Here is a 22065-nt window from a genome sequence, read left to right on the forward strand (position 1 = left end):
GCTTATTCCGCATTCGCTCTGAGCGGGAGCCGCCATTGAACGCGCGCGCACTGCCTGCGGGGCTGATGCTCGTCCACGGCAACGAGCCCGAGCGCCTGCGCGATCTGATCGTGCACTGGATCACCCAGCATCCGATTGCGCCGCTCGAAAAGGAAATGCTGCTGGTTCAGAGTAACGGCATCGCGCAGTGGCTCAAGCTCGCGTTCGCGGCCGATCCTCAGGATGGCGGTTGCGGCATTGCGGCGGCGCTCGAAATGTCGCTGCCGTCGCGTTTTCTATGGGCCGTTTATCGTGCGGTGCTGGGTGAGGATGCGGTGCCGGCCGTGTCGCCGTTCGACAAATCGCGCCTGGTCTGGCGGCTCATGCGCATGCTGCCCGCGCTGCTCGACGAACCGGGCTACGAGCCGCTCAAGCGCTTCATGTCGAATGACGAAGAACAGCGCAAGTGCTTTCAGCTCGCGCAGCGCGTGGCCGATCTGTTCGACCAGTACCAGGTCTATCGCGCCGACTGGCTGGCCGCATGGGCCGCCAACGACGATGTGGTGATCGACGCGCGTAATAACCGCATTGCGCTCGCGGACGATGCGCGCTGGCAGGCCGCGCTCTGGCGCGCCTTGCTGGCCGACGTGAGCGCGCGCGCGCCCGCGGGCAGCGCACTGGCGGAAACGGGCCGCGCCGCCGTGCATGACCTCTTTATGCAGCGCGCCGAAAGCTGGCAGGAAGGCGATGCGCGTCCGCGTGGACTGCCGCGCCGCCTCTTGGTGTTCGGCATTTCGAGCCTGCCGCGCCAGTCGCTCGAAGTGCTGGCGGCACTCGCGCGCTGGAGTCAGGTGCTGCTCTGCGTGCACAACCCCTGCATGCATTACTGGGCCGATATCGTCGCCGATCAGGATCTGCTGCGCGCGCGTCACGCACGCCAGCGCCGTCGTGCGGGCGCGCCCGCCATCCTCGACGAATCGCAGCTGCATCTGCATGCGCAGCCTTTGCTGGCGGCCTGGGGCAAGCAGGGCCGCGATTTCATCGGCCTGCTCGACGAATACGACAGCGACGAAGCGCGCGAAACATATACGCCGCATTTCACGCGCATCGGCCAGCGTATCGATCTGTTCGACGGCGCCGAGCCGCATACGCTGCTGCAACAGTTGCAGGACGATATCCGCGATCTGCGGCCTTTGCCGGAGACGCGCGAGCATTGGCCCGCAGTCGATCCGCTGGTGGACGATTCGATCCGCTTCCACGTGGCGCACAGCGCGCAGCGCGAAGTGGAAATTCTCTATGACCGCCTGCTGGCGGCGTTCGCGGCCGACCCGGCCTTGCGCCCGCGCGACGTGATCGTGATGGTGCCGGACATCGAGGTCTATACGCCGCATATTCAGGCTGTTTTCGGTCTGGTCGATGGCGATGATCCGCGCTACATCCCGTTCAGCATTGCTGACCGCGCGCAGCGTGCATTCGATCCGCTGATCGGCGCGCTGGAGATGCTGCTGTCGCTGCCGCACGCGCGCGTGACGGTGAGCGATGTGCTCGACCTGCTGGAAGTGCCGGCGGTACGCACGCGCTTCGGTATCGATGCCGACGATGTGCCCACGCTGCGCAACTGGATCGACGGCGCGAATATTCGCTGGGGCCTGCATGCGCAGCAGCGTGCGAGTCTGGGCCTGCCGCAAGGCGACGAAGCGAGCGCGCCCAATAGCTGGATGTTCGGCCTGCGTCGCATGTTGCTCGGCTATGCGGCCGGCGATCGTGCCAACGCGTGGCGCGGCATCGAGCCGTATGCGGAAATCGGCGGGCTGGATGCGGCGCTGCTCGGGCCGCTCACGCGCCTGATCGATGCGCTCGACGAAGCATGGCGCACGCTCAGCGAGCCGGTGAGCGTGTCGCAGTGGTGCGAGCGCCTGCGTGCACTCACAACGACGTTTTTCGCCGCGACCGAAGGCGAGGATGCCTTCACGCTCGAACGCCTCGATAAAGCGCTCGAAACGTGGCGCGACGCCTGCGATGAAGCGGCGCTGACGCAGGCGCTGCCGCTGGCGATCGTGGCGGAAAACTGGCTCGGCCAGCTCGACGGCGGCGGTCTCTCGCAGCGCTTTTTTGCGGGCGCCGTCACCTTCGCCACGCTGATGCCGATGCGCGCGATTCCGTTCCGCTATGTGTGCCTGCTCGGCATGAATGACGGCGATTATCCGCGCAGCCGCACGCCGCTCGACTTCGACCTGATGCGACGCGACTATCGTCCGGGCGACCGCTCGCGTCGCGAAGACGACCGTTATCTGTTCCTCGAAGCCATGCTGTCGGCTCGCGATCATCTGCATATTTCGTGGGTGGGCCGCAGCGTGACCGACAATACACCGCGTCCACCTTCGGTGCTGGTCGGGCAGTTGCGCGACCATCTCAAGGCGGGTTGGCATCTCGAAGGCGAAGAGCCCGACAAGCCCGGCAAACTGCTGGATGCGCTGACGATCGAGCATCGGCTGCAACCGTTCAGCGCCGAGTATTTCCCCGCCGATCCTCAAGACACCGCGCTCTATACCTACGCGCACGAATGGAGCCGTCCTGCGCCGCTTGCAGGCACGCCATCCGCCGATACCGTGCTGGCGGTGGCTGAGCGCGACGAACCGCTTTCCATCCGCGAACTGGGTGAATTTCTCCGTGATCCCGTGCGCAGCTTTTTCCGCCAGCGCCTGCGCGTAGGCCTCGAAATGCAGGACGAAGCGAGCGAGAACCACGAACCGTTCGAGGTGGACGCATTGCAGGCGTGGCAGTTGCAGGACGAACTGATTCGCGCGCAGTTGCGGGCCATGGAACGCGGCGATGGCGATCTCGACACGGTCGCGCGCGAGCGGCTCGAACGCATGCATCGCAGCGGCGACCTGGCGGCGGGCGGCTTTGGCGAGGTCATCGGCGAAGAACTGCTCGAGCCGATGGAGGCGCTGTTCGCCGAATATCGCAAGGCGTTGGCACGCTGGCCGGATCAATTGGCGCATCAATACGAAATTCGTCTCGATGTGCAGCGCGATGGCCGCACGCTCGAACTGCAGGACTGGATCGACGATATCCGCGAAGGCGAGGGCGGCGCGCTGGGCCGCGTGATTCTCGACGCGGGCACGCTTATCAAGGACAACAAGTATCGTGGCGACCGGCTGGTGGCGTACTGGGTTGCGCACGTCGCGGCGCAACTGGCGGCGGGCGAGGTGACGACGGTGATCGTCAGCAAGGTGGGCGTGGCGGAGTTCGCGCCGGTGGCGCCTGAAGTGGCGCGCGCGTGGCTGCTCCAGTTGCTTGCGGCGTGGGACGAAGGCACGCGCAGGCCGTTGCCGCTCGCCGTGAAAACTGCGTTCGCCTGGCTGCGCAAACTGCCGGCCGATTATGTTGCGGACACGGGCGACATTCCGGCCGACGCCTGGGACGCAGCGCGCACGGCGTACGAGGGCGCTGCGCGCCTGCCTGGCGAGCGCGATACGAATCCCTATCTGCGAAGGGCTTTTGCCGACTTCGATACATTGATTGCGGGTGACGAATTCGTTGCGCTCGCAACGTCGTTGCTGATGCCGGTGCAGCGCGCGCCGCTTTCATCGTCGAAGAAGAAGCCTTCGGCCAATGCCGCCGATACCGCTGGAGAAACCGCATGACCCCGGCAGACGACATGATCGCCGATGTGCTGGAGCCGCTGCGCTTTCCGCTTTACGGCAGCCGCCTGATCGAAGCGAGCGCGGGCACCGGCAAGACCTTTACGATCGCGATGCTCTATGTGCGCCTCGTGCTCGGGCATCACGGCGCCAGTGAGTTTCATGACGAAGAAGACACCGGGGACGCGCAGGCGCAGGCGGGAATACGCCCGCTCACGCCGCCTGAAATCCTTGTCGTGACCTTTACGGATGCGGCGACCAAGGAGCTGCGCGAACGTATTCGTGCGCGTCTGATCGAAGCCGCGGAATACTTCCGGGCCAATGCCGACGAGGTGCCGCTACGCGCGCCCGGCGTCGATCTGCTGCACGATCTGCGCGAGGAATATCTGCCCGAACAATGGCCAGCTTGTGCGCGTCGTTTGCAACTGGCGGCGGAATGGATGGACGAAGCGGCGGTGTCCACGATCCACGGCTGGTGCAATCGCATGCTCAGCGAGCATGCGTTCGATAGCGACAGTCTCTTTTCGCAGACGCTGGAAACAGACCAGACCGAGTTGCGTGCGGAAGTCGTGCGCGACTACTGGCGCACCTTCATGGCGCCGCTGGATGCGCGCGGCGCGGGCGAAGTGCGCGCGTGGTTCGCGAGTCCCGACGCCTTGCACGGCGCGATTCGCAGCCTGCTCGCCCACGCCGAACTGCTGCCCGATGCTGCCGAGCCCGCAGCGGCCTTGCATGAAGCCCGCACGCAGGCGTTCGAAGCGCTCGAAACGTTGAAGGCACCGTGGCGCGCGGGTATCGACGAAGCCGAAGGGCTGATTGCGGCGGCACGCGAAAAGAAACTGTTCGACGCGAAGAAGTTGAACACGCGCAATTGCGAAAACTGGTTTGCGAAGCTGCGCGAATGGGCCAACGACCCGGAAAGCGCTCATCCGGGTTTCAAGGACGATGCCGCCGTGTGGACGCGTCTGACGCCAGACGGCCTCGCGGAAATCTGGAAGGACGGCAAGCCGCCGGCGCACCCGTGCTTCACGGCAATGGAAACCCTGCTCGAAGCGCTGTCCGCACGGCCCGAAGCGAAGCTGCCCATTCTTTGCCATGCGGCGCGCTGGGTAGCGCGCCGTTTCGAGGAAGAGGAAGCGCGCCGCTCGCAGATGGGTTTCGACGATCTGCTGACGCGTCTGCTCGCCGCACTGAAAAAACCCAATGGACCGCGACTTGCCGAGATCATCCGCAAGCAGTATCCGGTCGCGCTGATCGACGAGTTCCAGGACACGGACCCGGTTCAATATCAGATCTTCGATTCGGTCTATGCGATCGAGTCGAATAACATCGATACGGCAATCGTCTTGATCGGCGATCCGAAGCAGGCGATCTACGCATTTCGTGGCGCGGATATCTATACCTATCTGCGCGCAAGGCGTGCCTGCGCCGGGCGGCTCTATACGCTCAAGAAGAACTTCCGCTCGACGCGCGCGATGGTCGATGCGGTCAACCGCTGTTTCGAAGCGGCGGAAATGCGTGCCGAAGGCAGCGGTGCATTTCTGTTTCGCGGCGCAAACCACGGTGACAATGCCCTGCCGTTCGTTGCCGCCGATGCGCACGGCCGTTCCGATGAACTCGTGGCGAACGGTAACGCGCTGCCCGCGCTCAACGTCTGGTGGCTGCCGGGCGCGGACGACGGCAAGCCGCTCAGCAAGACCGCGTACTTCGCGAGCATGGCCGCGAGTTGCGCGACGGAAATGGTGCGCCTGCTCAATCTCGGGCAGATGGGCGCGGCCGGTTTCGAAGGCGAAGCAGGCTTGAAGCCGTTGCGGCCCGCGCATATGGCCGTGCTGGTGAACAACCGCGACGAAGCGCGCGCGATTCGCGAAGCGCTGGCGGTGCGTGGCGTGCGTAGCGTTTATCTTTCCGATCGCGATTCGGTTTATCTCACGTCCCAGGCCGAAGAGTTGCGCTTCTGGCTCGGCGCGTGCGCGGAGCCCGACGATGGCCGTCTCGTGCGCAGTGCGCTCGCCACGGCGTCGCTGGGCCTGGGCTGGAGCGAACTGGACGCGCTGGGCCGCGATGAAATCGCCTGGGAAGGGCGTGTGCTGCAATTTCGCGGCTATCGCGAAGTGTGGCGCAAGAAGGGCGTACTGCCGATGCTGCGCCGTCTGCTCAACGATTTCCACGTGCCGCAGCGCTTGCTCGGCGAAAGCGCTGCGTCGGGGCTGAATGGCGAGCGCGCGCTCACGAATCTGCTGCATCTGGCCGAACTGCTTCAGCAGGCCAGCACGCAACTCGACGGTGAGCACGCGCTGATCCGCTATCTGGACGAGCAGCGCGAAGACGAAAGCGCGGGCGGTGGCGGCGATGCACGTCAGTTGCGGCTGGAAAGCGATGCCGGGCTCGTGCAGGTCGTCACGATCCACAAGTCGAAAGGTCTGGAATATCCGCTGGTTTTCCTGCCTTTCGCGTGCGCGCATCGTGCGGTGAAAGCCACCGACGTGCCGTTCAAATGGCACGATCAGGATGGCGAACTAAAAATTACGCTGGAAGCGGAGCCCGCTGTACTGGTTCAAGCCGACCGTGAACGGCTTGGCGAAGATCTGCGCAAACTTTACGTCGCGCTCACGCGCGCCTGCTACGCCACGTGGATTGGCTACGCGCCCGTGCAGAACGTGGAGGGCAGTGCGTTTGGTTATCTGGTGGGCGGCGGCGAAGCGCTGCCGGCTGAACAGAGCGATACGCTGCTTGAATCGTTCTGCGGGCCGTGTCACGACATCGATATTGCACTGGCGCCGGCGGCTGGCAACGAAATCTTCGCCACGGTGGGCCCGGCTGCGATGCGCGGACATGCGCGCATGTTCCCGCGCCGCACGCGCACGCCCTGGTGGATCGCCAGCTATTCGAGCCTCAAGACCGTGGAGGGCACGCAGGGCGCGTTCGCGGCAAAGCTGGAAGACGAGGAGCGCGCCGCGCCCGACACCCGCAGCGAAGACGTCTTTCTGGAACTGCTCGGCGCGAGCGCGCCTCAGAGCGATGACGTGCCCGAAGCGAATGCACTCGCGCCCGCCAACACGCCGATGCACGGTTTCGAGCGTGGCGCCGACGCCGGTAGTTTTCTGCACGAACTGATCGAATGGATCGCGAACGAAGGTTTCGCCGAGATCGCAGCAGCGGGCGCGCATGAGCGTTTGCGCGACATGATCGCGCGTCGCTGCAGTGTGCGCGGCTGGGATAGGTGGATCGATACGCTGACGCAATGGATTCTGTCATTCATCACCACACCGCTCAAATTGCCCGATTTCGACGGCGAACCGGTTGCACCGCTCACGCTTTCGTCGCTCGATAAAACGCGCTATATGGCGGAAATGGAGTTCTGGGTTGCCGCGCATCGGGTAGAAACGCGCGAGCTCGATGCACTGGTTACCGCATTGACGCTCGATGGCGCCGAACGGCCGCCGCTGGACGCCGCGCGCCTGAACGGCATGCTCAAGGGCTTTATCGACCTGGTATTCGAGCATGAAGGGCGTTACTACGTCGCCGACTACAAGTCGAATTGGCTAGGCGCCGACGATGCTTCGTACACCGTAGAAAAAATGCAATCGCAAATCCTGCATTCGCGTTATGAACTGCAATATGCGCTTTATTTGTTTGCGCTGCATCGGCTGCTCAAATCACGTTTGCCCGACTATGACTACGATCGACATATCGGCGGGGCGGTTTATATGTTCCTGCGCGGTGGAAATTCGGCAAGCCAGGGCTTGCATTGCGAGCGGCCGCCGCGTGAGTTGATCGAAGGACTCGACGCGCTGTTTGCGAATCACGACACGCTGGAGGGCGCGGTATGACGAAGCGACGCACGACCGCGACTTCCGCGCCGAAAGACGGTATCGGCGTAACGGGTGATCTGTTCGCCGATCTGGATTTGCCCGCGCAAGCGCCAGAGCCTGAACGCGTGATCGACGCAGCAAAGCCCGAGGTCTCCAACGTGGCGGCGGCGCGCACGGCTTCAACCAGCACTGCGGCGCAGATGCTGGCCACGCTCGAACGTTGGGTCGAGCGCGGCTGGCTGCGTGCGCTCGATGGTGCGTTCGCGCGCTTTTTGCTGGAAGAGGCGCCTGAAGCCTCGCCTTTGCTCTTGCTTGCGGCGGCGCTCGCCAGTCATCAACTCGGGCGCGGACACGTGTGCCTCGATTTGCAAGCGACGCTCGATGATCCGGCCTTTGCGTTGTCCCTGCCGCCCGACGGCCCGCAGGTGCAAACCGACGAACCGCCGCAACCGCCCGCCGAGGTGCTGGCGGGCGTCACACTCGAAGACTGGCTCGCGGCGCTCGATATGTCCGATCTCGTGGGCAAGGATGCAGGCAACACGCCGCTCGTGTTGACGGGGACGCGTTGCTATCTGCGCCGCTACTGGCAATACGAACAGGACGTGCGCGCGGGCATCGAAGCGCGGCTCGCGCAACGCGCCCGCATCGAGATGGAATTGCCCGCTGCTGCGGCGCGCGCGGCGCTGGACGCGCTGTTTGCGCCGCGCGCTGTCGCGGAACCGGCAAAGCAGGCTGACTGGCAGAAGCTCGCTTGCGCACTCGCCGCGCGTAGCGCTTTCAGCATCATCACGGGTGGGCCGGGCACGGGGAAAACCACCACCGTGGTGAAGTTGTTGGCACTCCTGCAGACCTTGGCGCTGGGCAGCAAGGCATCGGCGCGACCATTGCGGATTCGTCTGGCCGCACCGACGGGTAAGGCGGCGGCGCGGCTGAACGAATCGATTGCAGGTGCAGTGGCGCGCCTGCCGTTTGATGCGCTCGCGCAGGGCGTGGACGCAACGGCATTGCGCAACGCCATTCCCACCGCAGTGACGACGCTGCATCGCGTGCTGGGTACGCGGCCCGGCAGCCGGCGTTTCCGTCACGATGCGGCCAATCCGCTGCCTGTCGATGTGCTGGTGATCGACGAAGCGTCGATGGTCGACCTTGAAATGATGGCGGCGGTGCTCGATGCCTTGCCGCCGACGGCGCGTTTGATCCTGCTCGGCGATAAGGACCAGCTGGCTTCCGTCGAGGCGGGCGCTGTTCTCGGCGAACTTTGCGATCGCGCACGCGAAGGCCACTATACGGAGGCGACGCGCACGTGGCTCGAAGCGGCCACCGGCGAGCGGATCGACACCGTCATGCTCGATGCACGCGGCACACCGCTCGATCAGGCCGTGGCGATGCTGCGTCAGAGCCATCGTTTCGCATCGGAAAGTGGCATTGGCGCGCTCGCGGAACTCGTCAATGCCGGCGATGCGACGGGCGTGGCAAAGATCTGGCGGCATGGTTATGCGGATCTCGCACGCGTGATCTGCCCCATGCACGACGATGCGCCGCTACGCGCGCTGATCGTCGATGGCAATGTTGGCGAGACTGGGCAGCAACATAGTGATGTGCCGCGGCGCGGTTATCGTCACTATCTGGAAACGATGCGCAGCGAACGTCCAGCGCCTGGTGCGACGCCTGAGGAACTCGCTGTATGGGCTGCCGGCGTGCTGAAAGCGCACACGGAATTCCAGTTGCTGTGCGCATTGCGGCGCGGCGCCTGGGGCGTGGAAGGGCTCAACCGGCGCGTCGCGCGATTGCTGCAGGAAGAAGGTTTGATCGAGCCGCTGGGCGACTGGTACGCGGGACGCCCCGTGCTGGTCACGCACAACGACTACGAGCTCGGCCTGATGAACGGCGATATCGGCATTGCGCTCGATTTTCCGGTTGAAGAAGGCAAGCCGCCGGTTCTGCGCGTGGCGTTTCCGTCCGGTGACGGCGTGGGCGGCGTGAAGTGGGTATCGCCTAGCCGTTTGCAGGGCGTGGAAACGGTGTTCGCGCTTACGGTCCACAAATCGCAGGGCTCGGAGTTCATGCACGCGGCGCTCGTGCTGCCCGATACCTACAGCCCGATCCTCACGCGTGAACTCGTCTACACAGGCATCACACGGGCGCGCGCGTTTCTGACGCTTGCCGTGCCGGAAGGGCGTTCGGTGCTTGACAGGGCAGTCGTGGCGAAGGTGCAGCGCGCGAGCGGGCTGATGGCAGGTCTTGCTGGCGACAGCGACTAACGAAAACAACAACGCGCCGGGCGGCGCCGGGGCGAGCCTCGATCAGGCTCGTTCCGTCACCGCCCGGCGCGATACAGTGCCGCTTTTACGCAATTTTTCCGATCGGAAATCGAGAAAACAAAGCGAGAAAACAAATCGGAAAACTGGCGGCAGACTGCGTGTGCGCTCTTAAACGATCGTCAGCGTCACGTCGATGTTGCCGCGCGTGGCGTTCGAGTACGGGCAGACGATGTGAGCCTTGTCGACCAGTTCCTGCGCCGCAGCGCGGTCCATGCCCGGCAGCGAGATACGCAGTTCCACTTCGATGCCGAAGCCGTTCGGGATCTGGCCGATACCCACGCGGCCGGTGATCGAGAGATCGGCCGGCACAGCGATCTTGTCGCGTGCACCCACGAACTTCATCGCGCCGATGAAGCACGCGCTGTAACCCGCTGCGAACAGTTGTTCGGGGTTCGTGCCTTCACCGCCTGCGCCGCCCAGTTCGCGCGGCGTGTCGAGCTTCAGGTCGAGCTTGCTGGCGGGGACGACGGCGCGGCCGTCACGGCCTCCGGTTGCAGTGGCTTCGGCGGTGTAAAGGGCTTTTTCGATCGACATGACTGACTCTCCAGTGTGAGCAACGCAGCATGAAAACTGCAGGTGTTGAATCGTTAGTCGTCCGGACCAATGGCGGTCTTCGCGACAAGGGTTGACTGCATGACATCGACGATAGCGTTCGTTCGTGGCGTACACGTGATCGCCGTCGTCATTTTTTCAAATACTATCTATCACTAGATAGATATAGGGCTACGACATAAACATACATTAATTTTTACCGGATGTCCTGCTTTTCGATGGAGCTATCTATCAGAAGATAGATTCATCGTCCTGCAAAAAGGCGGTGAACCGCCTTCTTCAAATCTCTCTGGCCAACCTGCTCAGGACGCCACTTTCCACATGGCTTCCACGTCTTCCAGGCGCGCCTTCGTATGAAACAGGCGGCTTGCGATCACGCTGCCCTGCAACGCGGCGAACAACGTGCGCGCTGCGCTTTCCGGCTTGCCGCGTGCGACCAGCGTACCTTCCTTGACGCCTTGCGCCAGCACCTTCGCCAGCCACGATTCGTTCGTGCGGAAGAACGCCTGAACGGCTTCGCGCACGGACTCGGGCAGCGTTTCGATGTCGGCGGCCAGCATGCCGCACAGGCAGATCTGGTTACCGTCGCCAAGCGTCTTGCCGAAAAAGCGCGTGTACAGCGCGAGCTTTTCGTTGGCCGGCAGTGCCGGGTCGACCGTTTGCAGCGCCTGCATGACTTCGTCGCTGTACTGCTTCACCGCCTCGAGCACGAGGTCGTCTTTCGACGGGAAGTAGTAGTGAATGCTCGACGTCTTCACGCCCACGAGTTCCGACAGGTCGCGATAACTAAAACCGTTATACCCGCGCAACATCATCAACGTGATGGCGTGATCGAGAACCTGTTCGCGTACTGTCAACTTCGTGTTCATGGGCTCTAATTTATCTACTAGAAGGTAGATTGTCAAGCGCCCGGGGAAAATTTCTTTTCCCGCCGAGTTTCCTTAAGGAAACCCGGCGCTCAGCTAGCGTTAAACCCCGCGGTGACCGGCGCTGACGATCAGCCGCAGACCCAGCGCCGCGATTGCGCCAGCAGCAATGCGGTCGATCCAGTGCTTGGCGCGCAGATACATATCGCGCGGACGCTGGCTCGAAAAACTCAGCGCGACCACCGTATACCAGCCGGTTTCGATCGCGAATACGAGCGGCGGCAGCGCGAAATAACACCAGACCGGCGGATGCTGCGGCAGCAGCGCGACGAAAATGCTGCCGTAAGCCACGGCCGTTTTCGGGTTGCTGAGCTGGGTCGTGAGGCCGGTCCAGAACGATTTCGTGGGATGGGCGATCTGCTTCTCGCCTGCGCCCATCGTCACGGGTTCGCCCGCGCCGCGCCAGATGCGCGAGGCGATGTAAAGCAGATAGAGACCGCCCGCGATCTTGAGACCGGCATACAGCCACGCAACCGTGGCGAGCAGCGTATAGAGGCCGGCGAGCGCGATGCCCGCAAAGCAGATTGCACCCACGCCCATGCCGAGCGCAGTGGCGACACCGTCGCGTCGTGACAGGCCGATCGAATTGCGCGCGACCATCACAAAGCTGGGCCCGGGACTCATGGCGCCGAGCAAAAGCGCGGCGAGGATGCTGACGACGGCGGTAGTGGGGGACATGGCGATCGGCTGGAGGTGGAAGGGATCTTTAACACTATCACGCGCGAAACGCTGTGCACGTCGGGCAGCGAAATCGTGCGCAATGCGCGCAGTTTCCGATCCGCATCGCCATGCCGCTGGCGTCTCCGATCGGAAACGCGCGCACACGATACGGTCGCTCAGGCGTCGCGCAAACGGCTCCAGTGCTCCAGCAGAACACGCGTCTGCTCGCAGCAACTGGTCTTGAGGAAGTCGGCTTTTTTCGCGTCGATTTCATTCCATCCGAGCGTCGTCAGCGTTGAGCCGCGCGCGATATGGAACACCAGAAATTGCCCGTAGAGGCTGAACATGCGCACCACGGTGAGCGGATCGTCGGCCTTCTTGCCGGTGATGCGCGCGAGCAGTTCCACATTCACTTCGTTCAGCGGCTCGCGCACGCGTTCGCGCAGCACCTGCGAGCCGATCTCGGGTTCGCCGCCGCCTTGTTCGCGCGCGAAAAAGAGCCGTTGATCCGGCTCGCTGCGCTTCACGAATGTGCGATCGGCCACGGCGCGCAGGATGTCGATGAAGGCATCGATCAGTTCCGGCGTGTCGCCGTTGCGTTCGAGGACTGCGCGTGCGCGCAGCACGGCCGGCTCCAGCGCTTGCCACGATTCGTCGGCGATCGACTCGGCGCAGGCGCGGTAAAGGCCTTCCTTATTCTCGAAGTAGTACTGCAGCGCCGGAGCATTCACGCCCGCGCGCGCGGCGATATCGCGTGTCGATGCGCCTTCGAAACCGAGTTGCCCGAACAGGCTGATGGCGGCTTCGATGATCTTGCGGCGCGTTTCGTCGCCGCGTGCATAACCGCCCGCCGATGGGCGGCGCAGTCGTTTGGGTTCGTTCATGTCATGTGGGATTGCCTTGGCTGTCGAAAATATAACACTTGACACAATTTTTCCGGGTGGAATAATTTTGCCAACTGGTAATAATCTTTTTCTAAGGTTGTGAAAATCATGTCAACGACTGCGGGTGCGCCTGGGCGCGAAGTGCCGGGCGATGCCGTTTCGCCGGGAAAACGTGGCAACAGGCGGATGGTGCTGGTGGGTCTCGGGCTCGGCGCGCTGGTCGCGGCGGGCGTCTGGGGCGGGCACTGGTGGCTCGTCGGCCGCTTTATCGAAAGTACCGACGATGCCTACCTGCAGGCCGACAGCGTGACCGTCGCGCCCAAGGTGAGCGGCTATATCACCGATGTCTACGTGGCCGACAACCAGACCGTGAAGGTTGGCGATCCGCTCGTGAAGCTCGATGCGCGCCAGTACCAGGTCGCGCTCGATCAGGCGAACGCCACCGTCGATGCGCGCGCGGCCGACATCCAGCACGCCGATGCGCAACTCCTGCAGCAACGCGCGAACATCGCGCAATCGCAGGCGCAGCAGGAAGTGGCGCGCGTCAGTCTGCGCCACGCACAGGACGAAGTGGCGCGCTACGCGCCGCTGGCGGCCACGGGCGCGGAAACGACCGAACGTCTCGCCGAACTCAAGAGCACGCGCGATCAGGCGCAAGCCACGCTGGCCGCCGATTCGGCCGCGGTCGAAGCGCAGCGTTCGCAGATCGCCGCGCTCACCGCGCAGCAGGCGCAGGCGCGCGCACAACTCGAAGCGGCACGCGCCAGCGCGGCGCAGTCGCAACTCGATCTCGACAACACCGTGGTGAAAAGCGCGCTTGCAGGGCGCGTGGGCGATCGCACCGTGCGTGTGGGGCAGTACGTGCAGCCCGGCACGCGCATGCTGACCGTCGTGCCGGTGCAGAAAACCTATCTCACCGCGAACTTCAAGGAAACGCAGATCGGCCGCATGCGGATTGGCCAGCCGGTCGAAATGCATGTCGATGCCTTGCCGGGCCATACGCTGCATGGCGTGGTCGACAGCTTCTCGCCGGGCACGGGCGCGCAATTCGCGTTGCTGCCGCCGGAGAACGCCACGGGCAACTTCACCAAGATCGTGCAGCGCGTGCCGGTGCGGATTCGTCTCGACACCGGCCCTGAAACGCGCGGTGTGCTGCTGCCGGGTATGTCCGTGAATGTCGATGTCGATACGCGTTCCGCGCGCGACGACGATCGCCGTATCGACGCCGAGAATCATCGTGACTAACTCAACGGGTGCTGCAGGCAGCGCCGCGCCGGCCGCGCCGCAGCCGCACGAACGCGCGACCACGGCCGACTGGATCGCCGTGGCCGCGGGTGCGCTGGGCGCGCTGATGGCGACGCTCGATATTTCGATTACGAATTCGGCGTTGCCGCAGATTCAGGGCGAAATCGGCGCGACCGGCACGGAGGGCACGTGGATTTCCACGGGCTATCTGATGTCGGAAATCGTCATGATTCCGCTGGCTGCATGGCTCACACGTGTGTTCGGACTGCGAAACTTTCTGCTTGCCAATGCGGCGCTCTTCATCGGCTTTTCGATGATGTGCGGCTGGTCGGGCACGCTGGGCCTGATGATCGCCGGGCGTATCGGCCAGGGCTTTACCGGCGGCGCAATGATTCCTACCGCACAGACCATTATCCGCACGCGGCTACCGCTTTCGCAATTGCCCGTAGGGATGACGGTGTTCGGGTTGATCGTGCTGCTCGGGCCGCTGCTCGGTCCCGTGCTGGGCGGCTGGCTCGCGGAAAACATCAGCTGGAGCTGGTGCTTCTTCATCAACCTGCCCGTGTGTATCGCGCTCATTACGCTGCTGGTGGTCGGGCTGCCGAAGGATCGTCCGCATTGGGAAGCCTTTTTGAAGGCCGACTGGCTTGGCATCGTCGGCCTCGCTGTCGGGCTGAGCACGCTCACGGTGGTGCTCGAAGAAGGGCAGCGCGAGCGCTGGTTCGAATCGAGCATGATCGTCACGCTGACCTGCGTGTCGCTGGCGGGAATGGTGCTGATCGGCATTTCGCAGTTCGTGGCGAAGAAACCCATCTTGCGTCTTTCGCTGATGCGCAATCCGCGTTATGCGAGCGTGATTGTGATTGTGTCGGCGGTGGGCGCCGGTCTTTACGGCATTTCGTATCTGCTGCCGCAGTTTCTGAGCATCGTGGCCGGCTATAACGCCGAGCAATCCGGCGCCATCATGTTGCTTTCGGGGCTGCCGGCGTTTCTGGTGATGCCGATCTTGCCGCGTCTGCTCGGCAAGGTGGATTTTCGCGTGCTGGTGGTGACCGGGCTCTTGCTGTTCACGCTCAGTTGCATGCTCGATATTTCGCTGACCGCGCAGAGCGTGGGCCACGATTTCGTCTGGTCGCAACTGATTCGCGGCGTGGCGCAAATGCTGGCGATGATGCCGCTCAATCAGGCTTCGATGGCCGCCGTTGCGCGCGAAGATTCGGGCGATGCGGCCGGGCTTTACAACATGGCGCGTAACCTGGGCGGCTCGGTCGGACTGGCGATCATCGGCACCTTGATCGATCGGCGCGAGACCTTCCACACGGCGATGCTGCGCGAGTCGCTGAGCGCTAACTCGGTGATCGGGCAGGAGCGCCTGGCTTCGGGCGCGGCCAACTGGTTCGCCCAGACCGGCGATATGGCGCACGCGCAGGTGCAATCGCTCGGTCAGATTGCCGCGCAGATTCAGGTGCAATCGACAGTCATCACGTACTCCGAAACATTCTGGGTACTCGGCGTTGCGCTTGCTGCCTGCGTGCCGCTCGCGCTCCTGCTCAAGAAACCGCAGCCCGGCGTGAAGGCGCCGTCAGCCGGCCACTGAAGCTAAACAATTCGACTCATGACGGCAACTCGCTCCTATCGTCCTTTCCTCGCGCCGCTTTCAACGCTGGCGGCGGCCTGCGCGCTCGCCGCGTGTACGGTTGGCCCCGACTATCACGGCGCGCCTGCCGTGGCGCCCGAAGCGGCCAGCGCCGCTTCGTTCGTGCGCACGCCGGCGCAAGGCGTGACACCCGCACGCGCGCCCAGCGAATGGTGGCTCGCATTCGACGATCCGCAATTGAATGCGCTGATTTCCGCTGCATTCGAGCACAATCCCGATCTGCGCGCCGCCCGTGCCCGTCTGCGCGAATCGCGTGCGCAACTCCAGCAGCAGCGTGGCGCGGAAATGCCGAAGATCTCGGCCGCCGTCGCCGCGCCCCGTATGCGCGAGCCCGACCTGAGTTCGTTCTCGTCGAGTAGCGGGAGTTCGAGTTCCAGTTCGTCGGGGTCGAGCGGCCGCGGTCCGCTGCAGTTCTACACGGCGGGTTTCGACGCTTCGTGGGAGATCGATCTGTTCGGCGGCACGCGACGCGCGGTGGAAGCCGCGAGCGACGAAGCCGATGCCGTCGATGCCGATCTCGCCGATGCACAAGTCTCGCTCGCTGCCGAAGTGGCGCAGGCCTATGTCGACCTGCGCAACGAGCAGCAGCGTTTGTTGATCGCGCAACAAACTGCCGAATTGCAGCAGCAGTCGCTGACGCTCACTGAGCAGCGCCGTAAAGGCGGCACGGCTGCGGACGTCGATGTCGAGCGTTTGACCACGCAGGTCGAAACCACGCGTTCGACCATTACGCCGCTGGCTTCGCAGGTGGAGACGTCGCTCGACCAACTTGCCGTGCTCACCGGCAAGGCGCCGGGCGCGCTCGACGCCGAACTCGCTGCGCCGCGCGCGCTGCCGGTGCTGCCGGCTTCGGTGCCGGTCGGCGATCCGGCGGCGATGTTCGCGCAGCGTCCCGACATCCGCGCGGCCGAGCGGCGTCTCGCGTCGAGCAACGCGCAGATTGGCGAGCATGTCGCCGATTTCCTGCCCAAGCTCACGCTATTCGGCGATCTGGGCTTCACGGCGGCGGACCCGGGCCACCTGCTGCGCAAGAACAATTTCAGCTGGGTTGGCGTGCCGTATCTGCAATGGAATCTGTTCGACTTCGGCCGCACGATGGGTGCGGTACGCGGCGCGCAAGCGTCGCGCGATGAAGCCGAAGCGCGTTACGAAAAGACCGTGCTCGCCGCGCTGCAGGATGCGAACGGTGCGCTTTCGCGCTACGGCTATCAGCGCGAACATCTGGTGACGCTGCAGAAAGTGCAGACCTCGGCGCAGCGTTCGGCCGTGCTGATGCGTCAGCGTTATCGTGCGGGCGCATCCAGTCTGGTCGATCTGCTCGATACGCAGCGCGCGGAATTTCTCGCGCAACAGGATGTGATTTCGGGGCAGGCCGAACTGCTCAAGGACTTCATTTCCATTCAGAAAAGTCTGGGTCTGGGCTGGCGTAGCAACGCCAGCTAAATATGACGATGAGGTGTGCAATACATCGGGCGATCGTCTGATATTGCACGCCTCATGACTCAAATAGTGAGAAAACCCCGTAAATCAACGGGTAAACGCTGAGCGCTCGCAGCCAAAATACCAAAACGCCTCTTCCGTGGCGCTGCTACTATTTTTCTGAAGAAAGCAGCCCGAGACTGGATACAAGTCCAAGGAGGAGGCATGAAGCTGAAGAAGGCCATCGATCGCGTGCCTGGCGGTCTGATGCTGGTGCCATTGCTGCTCGGCGCCTGCGTGCATACGTTCGCGCCCGGCGCGGGCAAATACTTCGGTTCTTTCACCAACGGCCTGATTGCGGGCACCGTGCCTATTCTTGCCGTATGGTTCTTCTGCATGGGCGCGACCATCGACCTGCGCGCGACTGGCACCGTGCTGCGCAAATCCGGCACGCTGCTCGTCACGAAGATGCTGGTGGCGTGGATCGCCACGCTGGTTGCCGCGCACTTTCTGCCCGTCGATGGCATCAAAAGCGGCCTGTTTGCAGGCCTTTCCATCCTCGCGATCACCACCTCGATGGACATGACCAACGGCGGTCTCTACGCCGCCGTCATGCAGCAGTACGGCACGAAAGAAGAAGCGGGCGCATTCGTGCTGATGTCGATCGAATCGGGGCCGCTCGTCAGCATGATCATTCTGGGCGCGACCGGCGTGGCATTTTTCGAACCGCGTTTATTTGTGGGCGCGGTATTGCCGTTCTTTGTCGGTTTTGTGCTCGGCAATCTCGATCACGATCTGCGCGAACTCTTCGGGCGGTGCGTGCATCCGCTCATTCCGTTCTTTGGCTTTGCACTGGGCAACGGCATCGATCTCAACGTGATCGCGACCAGTGGTTTCGCGGGCGTGATGCTCGGTCTTGGCGTGATCGTCGTGACCGGCATTCCGCTGATTCTTGCCGATCGTCTGATTGCGGGCGGCAACGGCGCGGCGGGACTGGCGGCGTCGTCCACCGCGGGCGCGGCCGTGGCGAACCCGGCGATCATCGGCGAAATGATTCCGCGCTTCAAGCCGCTCGTGCCGGCCGCAACCGCAATGGTCGCCACGGCCTGCCTCGTGACGGCCATTCTGGTGCCGATACTCACCGCCATCTGGGTGCGCAGAAAGAGTGCGCGCGAGGCGCTGCGCGCCGAATTCATGGGGCCGCCGATGCAACCGGTCCACGGCCGCGACGCGCATGTTTGACGGTTTATCCGCGCGCCATGCTGCTGAATACGCCATCGCGCCGGATCCATGCGTGGAACAGCGCCGCGCCCAGATGCATCATCACCGTTGCGAACAGCAGCAAGGCGAGCCATGTATGCGCCGCACGCAGCAAGGCATAAAGCGTGACGCTGTGCGGCGCGATGGGCGGTAGATGCACGGCGCCCGCGAGCACCACGGGATAACCTGCCGCCGATAGCATCGCCCAGCCAATCAGGGGCATCGCAATCATCAAGGCATAAAGCAGCAGATGCGACGCATGCGCGGCGGTGCGCTGCCAGCCTGGGATATCGCGAGGTAAAGGCGGCGTGCCGCGTGTCAGGCGCACGACAACGCGCACGATCACCAGCACGAGCAAGGCGATGCCGAGCGGCCGATGCAGTGCGATCAGGCTGTCGTGTAGCGTCGAAACCGTCGCCACCATCCCCACACCCACAAAGAGCATGGCAACGATCAGGACTGCCATCGACCAGTGAAGCAGGCGGGCGAGGCCGCTGAAATGCGCGTGGACGGGCTTCATTACTGGGCTTCTCCATGTTCGTGTGCCAGGGCGGCTTGCTCGCGCGTGCGGCGGTTGAACGACACCGAATAGGCGGCGGAGCGCGCGGCGAGCAGCGGGTCGTCAGAAGGCTTCAGACCATCGGGCAGGATGGTCGGATCGTAATTGACGTCGCGGCAGGCGCCTGCGCGTTGCGGTGTGGCCTGGCGCAGCACGAGCGTGCCCGCGTCGATCTGCTGGCGCGAATCCGGCCATTGCTGCGTGGCGTCGCTGGTGGCGTCGCCTGGTGCCGCTACGGCGAGCACCAGATGCCAGCGCAGCGGACCTTGTGCGAGCCGGGTGTCGAGATCGTCGGCGAGGAAATCGGGGTTGTGTTTCTGATCGGCGGATTCGGCTTCGAATGGCGTCTCGGGCACCATCTCCCAGCGTACCGCCTGCATTTTGCCTTCGGCATTGGTCGCGATGAACGCGTTGATGCCCCAGAAAGGCGTATTCGCGAAGCTCGATGAAGGCGGATGCGCTTTCAACCATTGGCGAAACGGCAGCGTTTCCGGGTTCGCGCTAAAAAATGCATTGAGTTTCGCGGGATCGGGCTTGCCGGTTGTCGGATCGGGTTTCGACGCGACCAGTTGCTGATAAAACTGCTTCGGGGTACGAACCACAAAGACTGGTGCGGAATTCATGCCGGTGCGCCATTGCTCGCCGTCCTTCAACTGGAATAGCAAGGCCATGCTGCGCACCGGTATGCTGGCGTCAGGCGCCGATGGATTGCTGCCCGGAATCGCCAGGCGTCCAATGACGGGCGTGGCGCCCGGCGCGAACACGGCCGCGCGCGATACGCTTGCGCCATTGCCGTTGCTATCGAATTCGCCTTCCACGCACAGGCCTTTCGCGTGATTGCGCCGATAGCCCGTGTGGACGCCATAGTTCGTTTCGAATGTGTTGACGATGTGCGGCGCGTCCAGCCGCGTCGGCGTCAGCCATCCTGCCGTCCATGCGAACAGGCCAGCGGTGCCACCGATTACGGCTGCAATGGCGGCAAGCCTGCAAGGTACGCAGATAGGGGGGCGGCTCATGATGCGGCTCCGTTGGCGTACGATGCGATCGTCGGGATGCGCGAGTGCGGGAATGGCGATGGGCGATGGGGCATGATCGGTCCTGTCTCGAAGGTCATGGTGGCCGTTATGAGCGTCAACAGGGCGATGGCGCGTTCTATTCCCGTCGTATGTAAAGAAATTCGATCTGTAAGGCGCGTGCAAGAAACTGCACGCAGCGAAGGAGAAAGCGATGCGCCAAGGAGGATGTTTGTGCGGCAGCGTCCGCTACGAGATCGCGGGCGAGCCGATCGGCACGACGGCGTGCCATTGCGTGGATTGCCGGCGCGCATCGGGGGCGCCGTTCGTCGGCTGGATGAGTGTGTCGCGCGATGCATTCAAACTGGTTGCGGGTGCAACGAAATCGTATGCGTCGAGCGAAGGGGTAGAGCGGGCGTTTTGCCCGGAATGCGGTACGCCGCTGACTTACCGCAGTGCGGCGTATGCCGATGAAATCGACGTTGCCACCGGCACGCTGGATGCGCCCGGCGCAGCGCCGCCCGAGGATCACACCTGGACGTCGCAACAGCTCGATTGGGTGCAGCTGGCGGATGATCTGCCGACCTATCCGCGCAACCGCGAGTAAAGAGTGAAACCTTAAGCCTGAAACCCGAAGCGCGGCGCGCCGGAATCAACGCGCCGCGCGTCCTGCGATCAACGATGCTCGGTGACGAACTTGGTCACGAGGTACGGCTCCATCGCTTCGGTGCCGCCTTCCGAACCGTAGCCCGAATCCTTCACGCCGCCGAACGGCACTTCAGGCAGTGCGAGGCCGTGGTGGTTGATCGACAGCATGCCGGTTTCGATGTCTTCGGAAAGCGCCGCCGAAGTGGCCGCCGAACGCGTGTACGCATAAGCCGCGAGGCCAAAGGGCAGGCGATTCGCTTCGGCGATCACGTCTTCGTAGCGCGAGAAACGCGAAACCGGCGCGAGCGGGCCGAACGGCTCTTCGGTCATGATGCGCGCGGAAAGCGGCACATCGGCCAGCACGGTGGGCGCGAAGAAGTAGCCTTCGCGGCCGACGCGTTCGCCGCCCGTGAGCACCTTCGCGCCGTGTTCGCGCGCATCGGCGACAAGACGTTCCATCGCGGCGAGGCGACGATCGTTCGCGAGCGGGCCCATCTGCACGCCTTCCTCAAGACCGTTGCCGACCTTGATGGTCTTCGTCGTGGCGACGAAGTGTTCGAGGAATTCGTCATAGGCCGCGTCTTCAATCAGGAAGCGCGTAGGCGAAATGCAGACCTGGCCCGCGTTGCGGAACTTGGCGATAGCGAGCAGCTTCGCGGCGCGCGGAATGTCCGCATCGGCGAACACGATCGCGGGCGCGTGGCCGCCCAGTTCCATCGTGACGCGCTTCATGTGCTCGCCGGCCTTCGCGGCCAGCAGCTTGCCCACCGGCGTCGAGCCCGTGAACGAGATCTTGCGGATGGCCGGGTGCGCGATCAGATACGACGAGACATCCGAAGGCACGCCAAACACGAGATTGAGCGCGCCCTGCGGCACGCCTGCGTCGATGAACACCTGCACGAGCGCGGCGCAGCTCGCGGGCGTTTCTTCCGGTCCCTTGAGCACGACGGTACAGCCCGAGGCGAGCGCGGCCGAGACCTTGCGCACCGCTTGATTCACCGGGAAGTTCCAGGGCGTGAAGCACGCGACCGGGCCGACCGGCTCGCGCGTGACGATCTGGCGCACGGCGTCCGTGCGCGACGGCACCACGCGGCCATAGGTACGGCGGCCTTCTTCGGCGAACCAGTCGATGATGTCGCCGCCTGCCAGCACTTCGGCCTTGGCTTCGCCAACCGGCTTGCCTTGCTCGCGCGTCATGATGGCGGCGATGTCGCCTGCGCGCTCGCGCAGCAGGTCGGCGGCGCGGCGCATCAGCTTGCTGCGCTCGAGCGGCGAGACCTTGCGCCATGCGTTGAACGCGCGCGCCGCGGCTTCGGCGGCATCCGAAAGGTCCTGTTCGCTGGCGAGGCTCAGGCGTCCGATCTCCGCCTCGGTGGCGGGGTCGATCACGGCAATCGTCTTTGCGCCGGCGCGCCAGGCGCCGTCGACGTAAATCTGGGTATCCGGGTAGGGCTTCGCGCTCGAAGTCATGATGGAACGA

15 protein-coding genes are annotated in these 22065 nt (G+C 63.9%); 8 read left to right on the forward strand and 7 right to left on the reverse strand.

The features are described 5' to 3' along the window. Positions 1 to 35: 35 nt before the first annotated feature. Genes recC through recD form a run of 3 tightly spaced genes read left to right on the forward strand, consistent with a single transcriptional unit; the run spans position 36 to position 9702 of the window. Positions 36 to 3629: an exodeoxyribonuclease V subunit gamma gene (recC, locus tag G3N59_RS09675; RefSeq protein WP_241023320.1), complete on the forward strand. Its 3594-nt coding sequence runs from the start codon at positions 36 to 38 to the stop codon at positions 3627 to 3629. Beyond that, a complete protein-coding gene (gene recB / locus G3N59_RS09680) occupies positions 3626 to 7459 on the forward strand; it encodes an exodeoxyribonuclease V subunit beta (RefSeq protein ID WP_205982368.1) in 3834 nt (1277 codons plus the stop codon). The genes recC and recB overlap by 4 nt, the downstream gene beginning before the upstream one ends. Beyond that, entirely contained in the window at positions 7456 to 9702 is a 2247-nt protein-coding gene (gene recD / locus G3N59_RS09685; protein ID WP_241023321.1) for an exodeoxyribonuclease V subunit alpha, read from the forward strand. The genes recB and recD overlap by 4 nt, the downstream gene beginning before the upstream one ends. Before the next feature lie 168 nt (positions 9703 to 9870). On the opposite strand, the gene G3N59_RS09690 is transcribed toward recD, so the two are convergent. The 4 genes from G3N59_RS09690 to G3N59_RS09705 all read right to left on the reverse strand — a co-directional run bounded on the left by G3N59_RS09690 (position 9871) and on the right by G3N59_RS09705 (position 12784). Then, positions 9871 to 10296, reverse strand: coding sequence for an organic hydroperoxide resistance protein (locus G3N59_RS09690; RefSeq protein ID WP_205982369.1), 426 nt, complete (start codon positions 10294 to 10296; stop codon positions 9871 to 9873). 320 nt (positions 10297 to 10616) lie between these two features. Next, entirely contained in the window at positions 10617 to 11183 is a 567-nt protein-coding gene (locus G3N59_RS09695) for a TetR/AcrR family transcriptional regulator (RefSeq protein WP_205982370.1), read from the reverse strand. A 99-nt stretch (positions 11184 to 11282) separates the two neighbouring features. Beyond that, positions 11283 to 11918, reverse strand: coding sequence for a LysE family transporter (locus tag G3N59_RS09700; RefSeq protein ID WP_205982371.1), 636 nt, complete (start codon positions 11916 to 11918; stop codon positions 11283 to 11285). A 158-nt stretch (positions 11919 to 12076) separates the two neighbouring features. Then, a complete protein-coding gene (locus tag G3N59_RS09705; RefSeq protein WP_205982372.1) occupies positions 12077 to 12784 on the reverse strand; it encodes a CerR family C-terminal domain-containing protein in 708 nt (235 codons plus the stop codon). 186 nt (positions 12785 to 12970) lie between these two features. Between G3N59_RS09705 and G3N59_RS09710 the strand changes: the two genes are divergently transcribed. From G3N59_RS09710 to kdgT, 4 genes are all read left to right on the forward strand, one after another. Next, the gene (locus tag G3N59_RS09710) at positions 12971 to 14029 is read left to right on the forward strand and encodes an HlyD family secretion protein (RefSeq protein ID WP_241023352.1); all 1059 of its coding nucleotides are present in this window, start codon (positions 12971 to 12973) and stop codon (positions 14027 to 14029) included. Beyond that, positions 13965 to 15626, forward strand: coding sequence for an MDR family MFS transporter (locus tag G3N59_RS09715; RefSeq protein ID WP_205982374.1), 1662 nt, complete (start codon positions 13965 to 13967; stop codon positions 15624 to 15626). The genes G3N59_RS09710 and G3N59_RS09715 overlap by 65 nt, the downstream gene beginning before the upstream one ends. Before the next feature lie 18 nt (positions 15627 to 15644). Then, positions 15645 to 17129 carry an efflux transporter outer membrane subunit gene (locus tag G3N59_RS09720; protein ID WP_205982375.1) on the forward strand — a complete coding sequence of 495 codons (1485 nt, stop codon included), beginning with the start codon at positions 15645 to 15647 and terminating at the stop codon, positions 17127 to 17129. A gap of 201 nt (positions 17130 to 17330) precedes the next feature. After that, positions 17331 to 18347 (forward strand): 2-keto-3-deoxygluconate transporter, encoded by a 1017-nt coding sequence (kdgT, locus tag G3N59_RS09725; protein ID WP_205982376.1) that lies wholly within the window; start codon positions 17331 to 17333, stop codon positions 18345 to 18347. A 4-nt stretch (positions 18348 to 18351) separates the two neighbouring features. Here kdgT and G3N59_RS09730 read toward each other — a convergent pair whose 3' ends face one another. Continuing rightward, a complete protein-coding gene (locus G3N59_RS09730; protein WP_205982377.1) occupies positions 18352 to 18885 on the reverse strand; it encodes a cytochrome b/b6 domain-containing protein in 534 nt (177 codons plus the stop codon). Beyond that, a complete protein-coding gene (locus tag G3N59_RS09735) occupies positions 18885 to 19940 on the reverse strand; it encodes a catalase family peroxidase (protein ID WP_205982378.1) in 1056 nt (351 codons plus the stop codon). The genes G3N59_RS09730 and G3N59_RS09735 overlap by 1 nt, the downstream gene beginning before the upstream one ends. A gap of 211 nt (positions 19941 to 20151) precedes the next feature. Between G3N59_RS09735 and G3N59_RS09740 the strand changes: the two genes are divergently transcribed. Then, positions 20152 to 20544: a GFA family protein gene (locus G3N59_RS09740; protein WP_205982379.1), complete on the forward strand. Its 393-nt coding sequence runs from the start codon at positions 20152 to 20154 to the stop codon at positions 20542 to 20544. Positions 20545 to 20612: 68 nt separating this feature from the next. Here the strand turns inward: G3N59_RS09740 and G3N59_RS09745 are convergent, their stop codons facing one another. Continuing rightward, positions 20613 to 22055 (reverse strand): NAD-dependent succinate-semialdehyde dehydrogenase, encoded by a 1443-nt coding sequence (locus G3N59_RS09745; RefSeq protein ID WP_205982380.1) that lies wholly within the window; start codon positions 22053 to 22055, stop codon positions 20613 to 20615. Between the last annotated feature and the right edge of the window lie 10 nt (positions 22056 to 22065).

This window comes from Paraburkholderia sp. Ac-20340, from assembly GCF_017104965.1.
Lineage (GTDB): Bacteria > Pseudomonadota > Gammaproteobacteria > Burkholderiales > Burkholderiaceae > Paraburkholderia.